The 14,301-nt window shown below is 67.9% G+C and carries 11 protein-coding genes and 1 pseudogene; 9 read left to right on the forward strand and 3 right to left on the reverse strand.

The annotated features are described in order from the left end of the window. A pseudogene (gene tuf / locus BR39_RS0112680) lies at positions 1–265 on the forward strand (elongation factor Tu); the annotation flags it as partial. A gap of 194 nt (positions 266–459) precedes the next feature. Here tuf and BR39_RS0112685 read toward each other — a convergent pair. Together BR39_RS0112685 and BR39_RS0112690 are read right to left on the reverse strand one after the other, a co-directional pair. Then, positions 460–3,342 (reverse strand): TonB-dependent receptor domain-containing protein, encoded by a 2,883-nt coding sequence (locus BR39_RS0112685; RefSeq protein WP_029912273.1) that lies wholly within the window; start codon positions 3,340–3,342, stop codon positions 460–462. Positions 3,343–3,667: 325 nt separating this feature from the next. Beyond that, positions 3,668–5,302, reverse strand: coding sequence for a cyclic nucleotide-binding domain-containing thioredoxin-disulfide reductase (locus BR39_RS0112690; RefSeq protein WP_231499456.1), 1,635 nt, complete (start codon positions 5,300–5,302; stop codon positions 3,668–3,670). A 146-nt stretch (positions 5,303–5,448) separates the two neighbouring features. Here BR39_RS0112690 and fdhD point away from each other — a divergent pair, with 146 nt between their 5' ends. From fdhD to BR39_RS0112710, 4 genes are all read left to right on the forward strand, one after another. After that, positions 5,449–6,264, forward strand: coding sequence for a formate dehydrogenase accessory sulfurtransferase FdhD (gene fdhD / locus BR39_RS0112695; RefSeq protein ID WP_029912278.1), 816 nt, complete (start codon positions 5,449–5,451; stop codon positions 6,262–6,264). Next, on the forward strand, positions 6,264–8,558 hold the full coding sequence (locus tag BR39_RS0112700; protein WP_029912279.1) for an FdhF/YdeP family oxidoreductase: 2,295 nt from the start codon (positions 6,264–6,266) through the stop codon (positions 8,556–8,558). The genes fdhD and BR39_RS0112700 overlap by 1 nt, the downstream gene beginning before the upstream one ends. 104 nt (positions 8,559–8,662) lie before the next feature. Then, positions 8,663–9,502: a GIN domain-containing protein gene (locus BR39_RS0112705; protein WP_029912280.1), complete on the forward strand. Its 840-nt coding sequence runs from the start codon at positions 8,663–8,665 to the stop codon at positions 9,500–9,502. Positions 9,503–9,643: 141 nt separating this feature from the next. Further along, on the forward strand, positions 9,644–10,654 hold the full coding sequence (locus BR39_RS0112710) for a glycoside hydrolase family 43 (RefSeq protein WP_029912281.1): 1,011 nt from the start codon (positions 9,644–9,646) through the stop codon (positions 10,652–10,654). Between the two features lie 189 nt (positions 10,655–10,843). Here the strand turns inward: BR39_RS0112710 and BR39_RS0112715 are convergent, their stop codons facing one another. Next, positions 10,844–11,608, reverse strand: coding sequence for an outer membrane beta-barrel protein (locus BR39_RS0112715; protein ID WP_029912282.1), 765 nt, complete (start codon positions 11,606–11,608; stop codon positions 10,844–10,846). A 667-nt stretch (positions 11,609–12,275) separates the two neighbouring features. Between BR39_RS0112715 and rpsJ the strand changes: the two genes are divergently transcribed. Genes rpsJ through BR39_RS0112735 form a run of 4 tightly spaced genes read left to right on the forward strand, consistent with a single transcriptional unit; the run spans position 12,276 to position 14,300 of the window. Then, positions 12,276–12,584: a 30S ribosomal protein S10 gene (rpsJ, locus tag BR39_RS0112720; protein ID WP_004616952.1), complete on the forward strand. Its 309-nt coding sequence runs from the start codon at positions 12,276–12,278 to the stop codon at positions 12,582–12,584. Between the two features lie 14 nt (positions 12,585–12,598). Then, complete coding sequence (gene rplC, locus BR39_RS0112725) at positions 12,599–13,366, forward strand: 50S ribosomal protein L3 (RefSeq protein WP_029912284.1); 768 nt, start codon at positions 12,599–12,601, stop codon at positions 13,364–13,366. Then, positions 13,366–14,004: a 50S ribosomal protein L4 gene (rplD, locus tag BR39_RS0112730; RefSeq protein ID WP_029912287.1), complete on the forward strand. Its 639-nt coding sequence runs from the start codon at positions 13,366–13,368 to the stop codon at positions 14,002–14,004. Before rplC ends, rplD begins: the two co-directional genes overlap by 1 nt. Then, positions 14,004–14,300: a 50S ribosomal protein L23 gene (locus BR39_RS0112735; protein ID WP_029912290.1), complete on the forward strand. Its 297-nt coding sequence runs from the start codon at positions 14,004–14,006 to the stop codon at positions 14,298–14,300. Before rplD ends, BR39_RS0112735 begins: the two co-directional genes overlap by 1 nt. Position 14,301: the final 1 nt, after the last annotated feature.

A 14,301-nucleotide genomic window follows, 5' to 3' on the forward strand; every position in this document is an offset into this window, starting at 1 on the left:
CGAAGCCTACATCCTGACCAAGGAAGAAGGCGGCCGTCACACCCCGTTCTTCACCAACTACCGCCCGCAGTTCTACTTCCGCACCACGGACGTGACCGGGATCATCAAGCTGCGCGAAGGCGTGGAAATGATCATGCCGGGCGACAACGCCGAGCTGGACGTCGAGCTGATCACCCCGATCGCCATGGAAGAGAAGCTGCGCTTCGCCATCCGTGAAGGCGGCCGCACCGTCGGCGCCGGCGTCGTGGCCAAGATCGTCGAGTAATCGATCCGATCTCAGCGACTAGCTGACTAAGCGAAGGCCCCGGAGAGCGATCTCCGGGGCCTTTTGCTTTGGTGGCTCACTGACTTGCCCCCACCTGACCGCTTCGCGGTCTGTCCGCCCCATAGGGGGCGGAGGCGCACGAAAAAGGGCCGGAGGCTTCCCCTCCGGCCCCTCGTCTGTCGGTGATCAGGCGCCTAGAACCGCGCCTTCACCCCCACATAGAACCGCCGTCCCAACACGTCGTAGGTCGACGGGTCGGTGTTGGCCTGGACGTACGAGCTGAAGTACGGCGGGGCCTTGTCGGTGACGTTGGTCACCCCGCCCCGGAACTCGTAGGTCTGGTTCACCCGCCAGGTCCCGCTGAGGTCGAAATAGTCGATGTTCGGCGTGGCGCTGTCCTCGTCGGCATAGTCCTGCATGCCGTCGATGTGGCGCCAGGCCACGCCCAGGTCGACCGGACCCAGGGTGTAGGTCAGCGAGGTGTTGACCTTCCACTCGGGGTGGGCGACGGCCGTGTTGCTGACCTGGTCGTTGCCGATGGTGCCCTTCAGCTCGACGAAGTCCTCGCCCGGCAGGCTCTGGATCTGGAAGCTGTCGAGCCAGCTGCCGATCACGTTGACGCGCAGCGAGCCGTACTTGTCGTCCAGCCCGACGGCGCCCAGACCGAACGCCCAGTCGACCTGGAAGTCGACGCCCCGGGTCTTGTACTCCGAGAGGTTCAGGTTGATCAGGCTCATCGACGACACCTCGCCGGTGGCGGCGCTGCGCGTGAACAGGCTGCAGTAGTAGTTGCTGGTGCTGGCGGTCGGGTTGGCCGTGGCCGAGTAGCAGTTCTGCAGGGCGTCCTCGGCCGAGATGGTGCCGATCGCGTCCTTGATGTCGATCGAGTAGTAGTCGGCCGACAGCGACAGGCGCCGGAACAGCGGATTTTCGAACACGGGCGTCCAGACGAAGCCCACGCTGTAGGTGTCGGCGGTCTCCTCGTGCAGGTCGCTGTTGCCCCCGACCGTCGCGTCGACCTGGGTGTTGGCGTAGGTGTAGGTGTCGATGATCGCCGCCGGCACGCCCTGGGCCAGGCAGAGGGCGCGGGCCGCCGTGGCGTTGGAGCCGGTGCGGACCGAGCTGTCGATCGCGCAGGGGTCCTCGGTGATCGTCTCGTAGCTCTGGTTCTGCGGCGAATAGAGCTCGCCCAGGCTGGGGGCCCGAACGGCGCGCTGATAGCCGCCGCGCAGGCGGAAGCCCTCGACGATCTCCCAGTCGCCGTCGACCTTGTAGGCCGAGACGCCGCCGATCGTCTGGTAGTCGGAATAGCGGTAGCCGAGGTCGAGGTTCAACGCCTTGACGAAGGGCAGGTCCTTCAGGACCGGGACCAGCAGCTCGCCGTAGATCTCCTTGACGTCGGTGGAGGCGTCGATGGCGTCGGCGGCGTTGAAGCCGACCACGTCGCCGGTCGAGAGCAGGCTGTCGGGCACGTACTTGAAGCTGTCGTACTTGTAGTCGGCTCCGAAGGCGCCGCGGACCTCGCCGGCCGGCAGGTCGAACAGGCCGCCCTGCAGGTTGGCCTCGACCACCCGCTGCTCGGCGGCCGTCCAGTTCTTGGTCGTGCGCGAGATGTAGCTGCGGCAGGCCGAGGACAGCGCGTTCAGGCCGAACGGGTCGTAGCCGCCGCTGCAGAGGCTGTCGCCGCCGTCGGCCGCGTTCAGCAGGGTCTGGACGGCCGAGTGGCTGATGTTGCCCGACTGGATCTCGTTCTGCTCGGACCGGCCGAACGAGCCGTAGAGGTCGTAGGTCCAGTCCTTGAAGCCGGTTTCGCCGCGCACGCCGGTGGCCAGTTGGAAGACGTTGAAGGTGGTGTCCGACACCCGCGGGCCGACGTCGGTGAAGCGCTTGCGCAGCAGGAAGTCGGCCGTGGGATCGGCGCGGCTGGCCAGCAGGGTGGACAGGTCGTCCGGGATGAACGGGTTGGTCACCGGCACGGTGAAGCCCGTGGTGCTGGCGGCCGGGGCGGGGGCCAGGACGGTGCGGGAGTCGTAGTGGGTGAAGTTGAACGAGCCGTAGGCCTCGGCGTGCGAATTGATCTCGTACTGGGCCTCGCCATAGGCCGAGTAGCGGGTCAGGGGCAGCTGCAGCAGGTTCAGGGCGCCGGTGTTGTAGGTGCCGTTCACCGGGATGGTGGCGTAGTCGATGGCCGTCGAGCCGCCGTAGTTGACGCCGTTGTAGAACAGCGTGCCGTCGTCGTTGAAGCCGAGGTTGGCGCCGGCCTTCACCGTGCTGGCCGCGATCCCGTACTTGGCGAAGACGGCGTCCATGGCCGCCTGGGTCGGCAGGTTGGTGCCCGTGGCGTCATAGCGGCCGTAGGGCGTGGTCGACGAGGCGCCGGAGACGGCGGCGAAGTCGCGGGCCGAGTTGAACACCTCGCCGCGCTGGGAATAGGCCAGCGAAACGGCGGCGTGGCCGCGATCGTCGGCGAACTTGCCGCCGGCGGTGACGCTGACCGCGGTCTCCTTGCCGTCGCCGTGCTGGCTGATGCCGTACTGGGCGTCGACCGCGAGGCCGGTGAAGTTGTGGTCCAGCTTGAAATTGACGACCCCGGCGACGGCGTCGGACCCGTAGGTGGCCGAGGCGCCGCCGCTGATGACCTCGATGTTCTGGATCAGGGCGGTGGGCAGGATGTTGATGTCGACGCTGCCGTCGGAGTTGGAGGCGACCACGCGGTGGCCGTCCAGCAACACCAGGGTGCGGGCGGTCCCCAGGCCGCGCAGCTCGATATTGGCCTGGCCCCCGTTCGACGGGTTGTTCGAGGTCGACGACACCGACGGCACGAACTGCGGCATCTGGTTCAGCAGGGTGTCGACCGTGACCGAGCCGGTCTTCTGGATGGCGTCCTGGCCCACGGTGACGATCGGGCTGTTGGAGACGTAGTCGCGGCGGGCGATGCGCGAACCGGTGACGACGATCTCCTCGACGGCGCTGACCGAGGTGTCGGCCGAAGCGGTCTGGGCGTGGGCCGCCAGAGGCGCGCCCGCGATCAGGCAGGCGAGCGCGGACGCGCCCGCGAGGTAGTGCGTTCTCGACATGAAGTATCCCCAAATGGTCCATCGTGAGAGCGACGATGGCCGGTACCGGCGAAAGGAAATTCGCTTGGGGCCTTGGGTATGGGGCGGCTTTTTCTCGAATGTGTGCGGCCGTACGCGCTGGAGTCCCGATGTTTCAGACTCGCAGGGACGATTGTGCCCCATCTGTGGATTGTCGCCGAAACGTCATATAGGCGCGCGGCGGCCCGAAACGGATCACGGGGCAAGACATAGCGGCGGGCGGGACGCGGTTTGTTGCGGAGCCGACGCGAAGACGGCCGTGGCCGGCCCGCCACAGTGCGTCATGGTTCTGTCTTCAGGGCAGGCGTCAGGCCGTGGTGACGGGCTCGGCCAGATAGGCGTGGATCGCCGCCACCACCTGGGCGCCTTCGCCGACGGCCGCCGCCACGCGCTTGACCGAGCCCGCCCGCACGTCGCCGATCGCGAACACGCCGTGGCGGCTGGTCTGCAGCGACGGGTGGCCGGGGGCCAGGTCCTGGCCGGTGCGCACGAAGCCGTGGTTGTCCAGCTCGACCCGGCACTCGGTCAGCCAGGCGGTGTTGGGCGCGGCGCCGATGAACAGGAACAGGTGGCTGATCTCGCAGCGGTCTTCCTCGCCGGTGTCGAGGTCGCGATGGCGGATGGCGCGCAGCTGGCCGTCCTCGCCCTCCAGCTCGACGATCTCGTTGCGGGTGACGACCTCGATATTGGGCAGGCTCTCGATGCGCTCGATCAGGTAGCGCGACATGCTGGCGTCCAGGCTCTTGCCGCGGATCACCAGCCACACCTTCTTGACGTGGGCCGCCAGATAGACCGCCGCCTGGCCCGCCGAATTTCCGGCCCCGACCAGGGCCACTTCCTGGCCGGCGCACAGCTTGGCCTCCAGCGGCGAGGCCCAGTAGTGGACGCTGCTGCCTTCGAAGGCGTCCAGGTTGGAGACGTCCAGCCGCCGGTAGCGGGCGCCGCTGGCGATCACCACGGTCTTGGCCTGGGTGGTCTCGCCGCTGACCAGTTTCAGGTGATAGCCGTCCAGGGCGCTGTCGCCGGTGGCGTCAGCGGTGCATTCCAGGCTGGCGACCTCGTCGGGGATGGCCAGGTTGGCGCCGAACTTCTGGGCCTGGTTGTAGGCGCGGGCCATCAGGGCCATGCCCGAGACACCGGTGGGAAAGCCCAGATAGTTCTCGATCCGGGCCGAGGCGCCGGCCTGGCCGCCGAACGCCCGGGTGTCGAGCACCAGCACGGACAGGCCCTCGGAGGCGGCGTAGACGGCGGTGGCCAGGCCCGCGGGACCGGCCCCGACCACGGCGACGTCGTAGATGTGGGTCGGGTCCAGGTCGCCGACCATGCCGATGCAGCGCGCCAGCTCGGCGTTGGACGGATGGCGCAGGATCTGGCCGCCGGGGCAGAGCACGATCGGCAGCTCGGCCTCGTCCAGCGAGAAGCGCTCGATCAGCACCTTGGCGCAGTCGACCGTGTCCGGGTCCAGCTGCTTGTAGGGGTGGCCGTTGCGGGCCAGGAAGCCGGACAGGCGGATGACGTCGCCGTCGTTCGCCCGGCCCAGGATGATCGGACCGGCGCCCAGCTCCAGCAGGCCGACGCGGCGCAGGATCAGGGCCCGCATGATCCGCTCGCCCAGCTCGGCCTCGGCGATCAGCACCGCGCGCAGGCGATCGGGCTTGATGCGCAGCACCTCCACGTCGGTGATGGCCTGCACGTCGACCAGGGACGGGCGGTTCGACAGCTGGGCCAGTTCGCCGATGAAATGGCCGGGCTCGTGCTCGACGATCACGTGGCTCTCGTCGTGGGCGTCGCGCCGGCTGACGCGGGCGCGCCCCTCGAGCACGACCATGAGCCCGGGCGAGACCTCGCCGGCCTGGGCCAGCATAGCGCCGGCCTTGGCGTGGGCGATGTCGCCGAACCGGCGGATGCGATCGATCTCCTCCGGCAGGAGGAGGGGGAACATTTGATCGCGGCGGGTATCCATGATGGCCATGACGCTAGAGTGCGTCAGGATCGCCGTTCGGTCATCTACATCCGCATCGGATTTGAACGTTCGCGCCGTGAAGAGCGGCCTTGGACGCGGAGGCGGCCAGGCGGTAGAGTCCGCCCATGTCGAAAGCCGCCGCTAAACGCCGTTCCGCCACCCAGTGGCGGGTCGGGGCCGGGTCCGAGACCATCGCCCGTGACACCCCCCAGGAAGTCGCCGTGGGCCTGTCGTTCGACGGCCGGCCGCACACCGTGTTGATGGCCACGCCCGACGACGTCGAGGACCTGGCCCTGGGCTTCACCGTCACCGAGGCCGTGGCCAAGGCGGCTGACGTGCTGGCCGTCGAGGTCACGCGGACCGACCTGGGCCTCCTGGCCGACGTGAAGCTCCAGCCCGGCGCAATCCAGCGCAAGGCCCGGCCGCGCACCCTGGAGGGGCGCTCCAGCTGCGGGCTGTGCGGGGTGCAGCGCCTGGCCGACGCCGTGCGGCCGCTGCCGCGCCTGGAAGACGGGGCCAGCGTCTCGCACCAGGCCGTCCAGCGCGCCGTCGACGCCCTGGGCGACGCCCAGGCCCTGGGCCGGCTGACCCGGGCCACCCACGCCGCGGCGTTCGCGGACGGGGAGGGGGCGCTGGTCGTGGTCCGCGAGGACGTCGGCCGCCACAACGCCCTGGACAAGCTGGCCGGGGCGATGGCCCGCGAAGGTCGCGACGCCTCGACGGGCTTCGTGGTGGTCACCAGCCGCTGCTCGTTCGAGATGGTCGAGAAGACCGTGCGGATGGGCTGCTCGATCCTGGTGGCGGTCTCGGCGCCGACCGACCTGGCGATCCGCCGGGCCGAGGAGTCCGGCCTGACCCTGGTCGCCCTGGCCCGCGCCGACGGGCACACCGTGTTCACCTATGCCGAGCGCCTGCTCGACGCCGTACCGGAGTATGCGTGATGGCCCACGACAAACCCAATGCGGGCGTCCGCGGCATCCATCGCTACGACAACGCCGCCGGCGGCTGGGGCGCGCTCAAGGCGGTGGCCGGGGCCCTGACCGACCAGGAGACGGTGATCGAGGGCGGCAAGACCCTGCTGCGCGCCAACCAGCCCGAGGGCTTCGACTGTCCCGGCTGCGCCTGGCCCGATCCCAAGCACACCAGCTCGTTCGAGTTCTGCGAGAACGGGGCCAAGGCCGTGGCCTGGGAGGCGACGACCAAGCGCGCCACGCCCGAGACGTTCGCGGCCCATACCGTGACCGAGCTCCTGACCTGGAGCGACCACGCCCTGGAGGACCTGGGCCGGCTGACCCATCCGATGGCCTATGACAAGGCGACGGATCGCTATCTGCCGATCAGCTGGGAGGACGCCTTCGCGCGCACCGCCGACGCCCTGAGGGCGCTGGACCATCCGAACCAGGCCGAGTTCTACGCCTCGGGCCGGGCCTCGAACGAGGCGGCGTTCCTGTTCCAGCTGCTGGGCCGGCGGGTGGGGACCAACAATTTCCCCGACTGCTCGAACATGTGCCACGAGCCGACCAGCGTGGGCCTGCCGGACTCCATCGGCATGGGCAAGGGCTCGGTGACGCTGGAGGACTTCGACCACGCCGACCTGATCCTCAGCTTCGGCCACAATCCCGGCACCAACCATCCCAGGATGATGACCACCCTGCGCGACGCGTCGAAGCGTGGCGCGACAATCCTGGCCTTCAATCCGCTGAAGGAGCGGGCGCTGGAGCGGTTCGCCGCGCCGCAGGACCCGGTCGAGATGGCGACCCTGACCTCGACTCCCATCGCCTCGGCCTACTACCAGGTCGCCATCGGCGGCGACGCCCTGGCGGTGCAGGGGATCATGAAGGCGGTGCTGCAGCTGGACGCCGAGAGCCAGGGTACGGTGCTGGATCGCGGCTTTATCGCCGAGCACACCGAGGGCTTCGAGACGGTGAAGGCCGTCGTCGAGGACCTGGGCTGGGACGAGATCGAGGCGGGCTCGGGCCTGACCCGCGGCCAGATCGAGGAGGCGGCTCGGGCCTACGCGAACGCCAAGGCGACGATCCTCTGTTACGGCATGGGCCTGACCCAGCATCGGTCGTCGTCCAGCACCGTGCAGCAGCTGGTCAACCTGCTGCTGCTGAAGGGCAATATCGGCCGGCCGGGGGCGGGGATCTGTCCGCTGCGGGGCCATTCCAACGTCCAGGGCGACCGGACGGTGGGGATCTGGGAGAAGCCCTCGGCGGCGTTCCTGGACTCGATGGACCGGGTGTTCGCCTTCAAGTCGCCGCGCGAGCACGGCCACACCGTGGTCGAGACCATCGCGGCCATGGAGGCGGGGCAGACCAGGGTGTTCGTCGGTCTGGGCGGCAATTTCGCCGTCGCCGCGCCCGATCCGACCCGCACCCACGCGGCGATCAGGAAGGCGGGGTTGACGGTCCACGTCGCCACCAAGCTGAACCGCACCCACCTGCTGCACGGCGATGAAAGCCTGCTGCTGCCCTGCCTGGGCCGCACCGAGATCGACCTGCAGGCCGGCGGCCGCCAGGCGGTGACGGTCGAGGACTCGATGTCGATGGTCCACGCCTCGCGCGGGTTGAACCCACCGGCCTCGGACCAGCTGAAGTCCGAGCCGGCGATCGTCGCCGGGATCGGGGCGGCGCTGTTCGGGCCGGACGACATCGTCGACTGGCAAGGCCTGGCCGGCGACTACGACAAGATCCGCGACCTGATCGAAGCGGTCTTCCCCGAGGCCTTCGCCAATTATAATGAGCGCGTCCGTCAGCCGGGCGGCTTCCGCCTGCCGGTGCCGCCGTCCGACCGCGTCTGGAAGACCCCCAGCGGCAAGGCCCAGTTCCTGGCCCATCGTCATGACGGCCAAGACGCCCGGCGGGGCGACGCCGACGTCCTGCTGCTGACCACCCTGCGCAGCCACGACCAGTACAACACCACCATCTACGGCCAGAACGACCGCTATCGCGGCGTGTTCGGCCGTCGCGACGTGGTCTTCGCCCATCCGGACGATATCGCCGCGCGCGGACTGAAGGCCGGCGACCGCATCGACCTGACCGCCGCCTTCGACGACACGGGTCGACGGGCGGTGCGCGGCTTCACCCTGGTGGAGCGCGACATCCCGCGCGGCTGCCTGGCCGCCTACTATCCGGAGACCAACATGCTGGTGGCGCTGGAGGATCACGATCGCCGCAGCGGCACGCCGGCCTACAAGTCGGTTCCCGTGCGGCTGGCCGCCAGCGCCAATTGAGGCCCAATCATGACAAGGGGGTCATGACCTCGAATTAAGTCGTCTCCCGGCAGGGGCGCGGCTAGCCTTCCCTCAACAACGCTTTTGTTTCGAGGGAACAACCGATGCGCGCTCTTCTTCTCCTGGCCACCGCCGCCACGGCCCTGGGCTTCGCCGGGGCCGCCGCCGCCGATCCGTCGGTGAAGATCAAGGACGCCGTGGCCCGGGTCGAGGTGATCCCGGAAGCCCGCGGCGACGTGAAGGTCGAATTCCTGACCACCAACCAGAGCCTGCCGCTGAAGATCCATCAGAACGGCTCGGACGTGACGGTCGACGGCGGCCTGCGGATGAACCGGATCAACGGCTGCAACACGGTGATGGGCAAGCGCGTGATCCACGTGCGCGGCGTCGGCGACGTGAAGTGGGAGGACATCCCGCAGATCGTGATCCGCGTGCCGATGAAGGCCGAGGTCGCCGCCGGCGGCGCGGTGTTCGGCAACGTCGGCCGCACCGAGCACCTGGAGCTGTCCAACGCCGGCTGCGGCGATTGGACGGTCGCCAACGTGCGCGGCAAGCTGGACCTGAACCAGGCCGGTTCGGGCGACACCCGGGTCGGCAGCGTCGGTTCGGCCGAAATCAACATCGCCGGCTCCGGCGACGTGAAGATGCAGGACGTCGGCAGTGATCTGGAGATCAGCATCGCCGGCTCGGGCGGGGTGGTCGCCGCCAGCGTCAACGGCGGCCTGGAGGCCAATATCGCGGGTTCGGGCGGCGTGACCGTCAACGGCGGCCGCGCGCGCTCGGTCGAGGTCAACATCATGGGCTCCGGCGACGTCGACTTCGGCGGCGAGGCCGGTAACGTCGAGGCCTCCATCGCCGGTTCGGGCGACGTGCGCATCGCCAGGGCCACGGGGCCCGTGAGCAAGCACGTGGCGGGCTCGGGCAATGTGATCATCGGCCAGTAGCCGGCGGCACTTTATATATAGATCGCTGTCATCCCGGCCCCGCGCTCCGCGGTGGTCGGGATTTCATTATGCGGGACTATGTCCCACTTTGTGATTTCTCCTGAACCGGCTACGCTGGCGCGGTTCATGGGAGGAAACGGCATGAAGCTGCGGACGCTGATCCTGGCCCTGTCGTCTGTCTGGGCGCTGGCCTTGCCGGGCGTCTGCGGCGCGGCGGCGCCCAAGCCGCTGTATCGCGATCCGATCACCGACGGGGCGGCCGACGTGTCGATCGTGTTCGACAAGGCTCATCGCCAATGGGTGATGTTCTACACCAACCGTCGCGCCACCCTGAAGGACCCCGACCCCAAGGACGTCGCCTGGGTCCACGCCACGCCGATCGGCATGGCGACCTCCAAGGACGGCTTGGCCTGGACCTACAAGGGCGTGGCCGCCATCCCGGCCCAATGCACGGGCCCCACCCTGTGGGCGCCCGAGCTCTACGCCGAGGGCGGCGTCTATCACATGTGGCTGACGGTGGTGCCCGGCGTCTTCCACCGCTGGGGCGACAAGGCGGCGACGGCGCGGATCGTCCACCTGACCAGCGAGGACCTGGCGACCTGGACCTGCGGCGACACGCCGGACCTGGGTTCGGACCGGGTGATCGACGCCAGCGTGGCCAAGATCGGCGACCGTTATCGCCTCTGGTACAAGGACGAGCGCAAGGGCAGCCGGATTCTGGCGGTGGAGAGCACCAACCTGGTCCACTGGACGCCGACGGGCGACGGGCCGGTGGTCGACATGGCCGCCGAGGGCCCCAAGGTGTTCCGCTTCAAGGGCGCCTGGTGGATGATCGCCGACGCCTGGAAGGGGCTGATCGTCCTGCGTTCGGACGACGCCCGGACCTGGAGCCTGCAGCCGCGGCGTCTCCTGGAGCAGCCGGGGCTTCAGCCGACCGACACCGCCAAGGGCCAGCATCCGGACGTGGTGGTCAGCGGGGGCAGGGCGTTCCTCTACTACTTCGTCCACCAGTCAAACGAACCAGAGGCCAAGGCCGACCCCTATTACGGCCAGCGCACGGTGGTGCAGGTGGCCGAGTTGAAGGAGGAGGGCGGGGCGCTGACGGTCGACCGGGAGGCGCCGGTCGAAGGCGGGCTGGTCCCGCCGAGGTGACGGCGGTTCGCGGAACCGTGCTTACGCGACACATATATATAAAGTGAAACGCCCCGGAGCCTGAGCTCCGGGGCGTTCCTTTAGTCCGCTGATCGCGAATGGCGCCCGGAGCCTGCCGAGGCAGGCTCCTTCTTGACGCGACGCGCGATGGCCGCCGAAACCGGCGACCACTTTCGGCTATCGCGCGTGTTAGCGAACGCCGAAGCCGAACAGGGTGTCGGCGTCGATCAGGTCGGCGCCCGAACGGTCGCGGGTCTTCAGGCTGCCGCCGAAGGTGTAGCGGAAGCCGACCTTCACGGCCTCGGCGTTCAGGTCCGCCAGGTCCTTGGCTTCGGTGTGGGTGTACTTGCCGAAGGTCGACCAGCCGCTGTTGGCGAACTTGTATTCGCCGCCGACGTTGAAGTCCCAGAGGTCAGCGCTCTGGAAGCCCTTCGGGTCGATGTTCGAGTAGCCGACGCCGGCGTCCAGACGGAAGTCGTCCGAGACGAAGTAGCGGGCGTCAGCGCGGACGGCCACCAGGTCGGCGTCCAGGTCGTTCGACTGGCCGTAGGCGACCAGGCCGGTGACGGTGGCCTTGTCGAAGTACTTGCTGGCTTCGGCGCCGACGGCCCACAGGGTGTCGTTCGACGGACGCGACAGGGCGGCGAAGCCGCCGACGCGCACGGTGTCGCCGGCGACCAGGGTCGTGGCGTGGGCGGCGGTCGAGGCGACGGTCTCGTCGCTCAGGTCGTTGTCGTTGACCGAGACGTTGCCGTTCACGGTGACGGTCCAGGCGCCCGTCGGGATGGCGACGTTGCCGTCGACCTTGAACGAGGTGCCGTCGGCGTCGATGCCGGTGGCCTTGACGTCGGTGTAGTTCACGGCGGCGCCGACCGAGCCGACGTTCTGGGCGAAGGCGGGAGCCGAGACGGCCACGGCCAGGACGGCGGCGGCGGCAAAGAGTTGGGTCTTCATAGTGGGTAATCCCCTTACTGTGTGGCCTCGATCGGCCGGCGGTCGTTTGGGGAGGGCCGCCGGTCCGTCGAGGAGCGGCGGATTTATGGAGCTTCGCCCTGGGCGGCAAGGCCGGCGGAAGCGGTCGGCGGCGAATTGATGCAGTTTTATGACACTTGCAGCGACGGGTTAACGTCCCTATCACGTGCGCCTGCACGTTCATGCTCATCTGCGGCTTGATTTGAGCATGTTTCGTGCGACGAGGTTCTTTATCGGAGGAGGGCTTGGTCGTTTGCGCCCTCCGCAGGGCGTCACGGTCGGGATCGGAAGACCCTCGATACGCTCAAGCTTCATTTCGGAGCTTGGCCGGGCCCGCGGATCGGGGAGGGGAGGATCGTCCTGTCCGGCCTTCGAAAACGGTCCCGGGAACCGCTTGACGAAACCGATTCACACACGTAAAAGCCCCCCTCTGTTGGACCGGCTGTGAGCTTTCGAGCTCAGACGCGGTTCGCGAACGACTGCTGATCGCGCCTTCTGGGGCGCAGTTTTCAGTCACAGGCCCTCTCGGGAGACCGGGCGGGCCAATTTGTTTTGCGGACGCTGCGTTCGGATGTCTCGAAAGAGGGGTCCGGGTTGGTCTTTGAAATGGTTCGAGACGCGGGCGCAGCCCACTAGGAAACCGAGCGATATGGATCGTCAGAACATCCGCATCCGGCTCAAGGCCTTCGATCACCGCGTGTTGGATCATTCCACGCGCGAGATCGTGAACACGGCCAAGCGCACGGGTGCGACGGTACGGGGCCCGATCCCCCTGCCCACGCTTATCGAGAAATTCACCGTCAACCGCTCGCCGCACGTCGACAAGAAGTCGCGCGAGCAGTTCGAGATCCGTACGCACAAGCGCGTCCTCGACATCGTTGATCCGACTCCGCAGACCGTGGACGCGCTGATGAAGCTCGACCTGTCGGCCGGCGTCGACGTCGAAATCAAGCTGTAAGGAGGGCCGAACAGATGACTCTCCCCGCTAATCGTACTGGCGTGATCGCCAAGAAGCTGGGCATGACCCGCTTCTTCGATGAAACCGGACAGCACGTGCCGGTCACCGTCCTGTCGCTGGACGGTTGCCAGGTCACCGGCCACCGCACCGTGGAAAAGGACGGTTACACCGCCCTGCAACTCGGCGCCGGCGCCAAGAAGCCCAAGAACACCTCCAAGGCCCTGCGCGGTCACTTCGCCAAGAACTCGGTCGAGCCCAAGCGCATCGTCGCCGAATTCCGCGTCGATGAAGCCGCTCTGATCGATGTGGGCGCGGAATTCACCGCCGACCACTACGTTCCCGGCCAGAAGGTGGACATCCAAGGCATCACCGTCGGTAAGGGTTTCGCCGGCGCCATGAAGCGCTGGAACTTCGGCGGTCTGCGCGCCACCCACGGCGTCTCGGTCTCGCACCGTTCGCACGGCTCGACCGGTAACCGCCAGGACCCGGGCCGTACGTTCCCGGGCAAGAAGATGGCTGGTCACCTGGGTCAGGAAACCGTCACCACCCTGAACGTCACGGTCTGGAAGGTCGACGTCGAACGCGGCCTGATCCTGGTCAAGGGCGCTGTCCCCGGCCACGAAGGCTCGTACGTCAAGGTTCGCGACGCGATCAAGAAGGCCGCTCCGGCCGACGTGAAGCGTCCGGGCGCCTTCCGCAAGGCTGGCGAGGCTCCGGCCGCCGCTGCTGAAACCCCCGCTGAGGAAGCCCCCGCGGCGACGACCGAAGAGGGCGAAGGCTAATGAAACTCGACGTCATCAAACTGGACGGCGGCAAGGCCGGCTCCGTTGATCTCGACGACGCCATCTTTGGCATCGCCGACATCCGCGGCGACATCCTGCAGCGCGTCGTGACCTGGCAGCTGGCCAAGCGCCGCTCGGGCAACCACAAGATTCAAGTCCGCAACGAGGTCTCTCGTACGGGCAAGAAGATGTACAAGCAAAAGGGCACCGGCTCGGCCCGTCACGGTTCGCGCCGTGCGGCCCAGTTCGTCGGCGGCGCCAAGGCCCACGGCCCTGTCGTCCGCAGCCACGCTTTCGACCTGCCGAAGAAGATCCGGGCCATGGCTCTGCGCCACGCCCTGTCCTCGAAGGCCAAGGCCGGCGCGCTGGTCGTGCTGGACAGCGCCGTTCTGACCGACCCGAAGACGGCCGCCCTGCGCGCCAACTTCGACAAGATCGGCCTGAAGAACGCCCTGGTCATCGCCGGTCCGGAAGTGGACGCGAACTTCAAGCTCGCCGCCCGCAACATTCCGAACGTGGACGTGCTGCCGAACGCCGGCCTGAACGTCTACGACGTGCTGCGTCGCCAAACGCTCGTCCTGACCAAGGACGCGATTGAGGCGATCTCGGCGCGTTTCGCTGAGAAGGAAGCCGCGTAATGGCCGCTACCGCCCGCCACTACGACACGATCCTGTCGCCGGTGATCACCGAGAAGGCCACCCTGCTCAGCGAGCAGAACAAGGTCGTCTTCCGCGTGGCCGCCGATGCGTCGAAGGACGAAATCGCCGCCGCAGTCGAAGAGCTGTTCAAGGTCAAGGTCACCAAGGTCAACACCCTGGTCACCAAGGGCAAGACCAAGCGCTTCCGTGGCATCGTCGGACGCCGTTCCGACGTCAAAAAAGCCATCGTGACCCTGGCCGACGGCCAGTCGATCGACATCACGACGGGGCTCTAAG

The sequence above is a fragment of the Caulobacter sp. UNC358MFTsu5.1 genome (assembly GCF_000712075.1).
In the GTDB taxonomy this organism is placed as follows: domain Bacteria; phylum Pseudomonadota; class Alphaproteobacteria; order Caulobacterales; family Caulobacteraceae; genus Caulobacter.

Bases quoted from the DNA above. Each gene is read 5' to 3' on its own strand.
- BR39_RS0112710 (WP_029912281.1), top strand. From the start codon at position 9,644: ATGAAGCTGCGGACGCTGATCCTGGCCCTGTCGTCTGTCTGGGCGCTG.
- rplC (WP_029912284.1), top strand. From the start codon at position 12,599: ATGACTCTCCCCGCTAATCGTACTGGCGTGATCGCCAAGAAGCTGGGC.
- rpsJ (WP_004616952.1), top strand. From the start codon at position 12,276: ATGGATCGTCAGAACATCCGCATCCGGCTCAAGGCCTTCGATCACCGC.
- BR39_RS0112735 (WP_029912290.1), top strand. From the start codon at position 14,004: ATGGCCGCTACCGCCCGCCACTACGACACGATCCTGTCGCCGGTGATC.
- BR39_RS0112715 (WP_029912282.1), bottom strand. From the start codon at position 11,608: ATGAAGACCCAACTCTTTGCCGCCGCCGCCGTCCTGGCCGTGGCCGTC.
- BR39_RS0112705 (WP_029912280.1), top strand. From the start codon at position 8,663: ATGCGCGCTCTTCTTCTCCTGGCCACCGCCGCCACGGCCCTGGGCTTC.
- BR39_RS0112690 (WP_231499456.1), bottom strand. From the start codon at position 5,302: ATGTTCCCCCTCCTCCTGCCGGAGGAGATCGATCGCATCCGCCGGTTC.
- rplD (WP_029912287.1), top strand. From the start codon at position 13,366: ATGAAACTCGACGTCATCAAACTGGACGGCGGCAAGGCCGGCTCCGTT.
- BR39_RS0112685 (WP_029912273.1), bottom strand. From the start codon at position 3,342: ATGTCGAGAACGCACTACCTCGCGGGCGCGTCCGCGCTCGCCTGCCTG.
- fdhD (WP_029912278.1), top strand. From the start codon at position 5,449: ATGTCGAAAGCCGCCGCTAAACGCCGTTCCGCCACCCAGTGGCGGGTC.
- BR39_RS0112700 (WP_029912279.1), top strand. From the start codon at position 6,264: ATGGCCCACGACAAACCCAATGCGGGCGTCCGCGGCATCCATCGCTAC.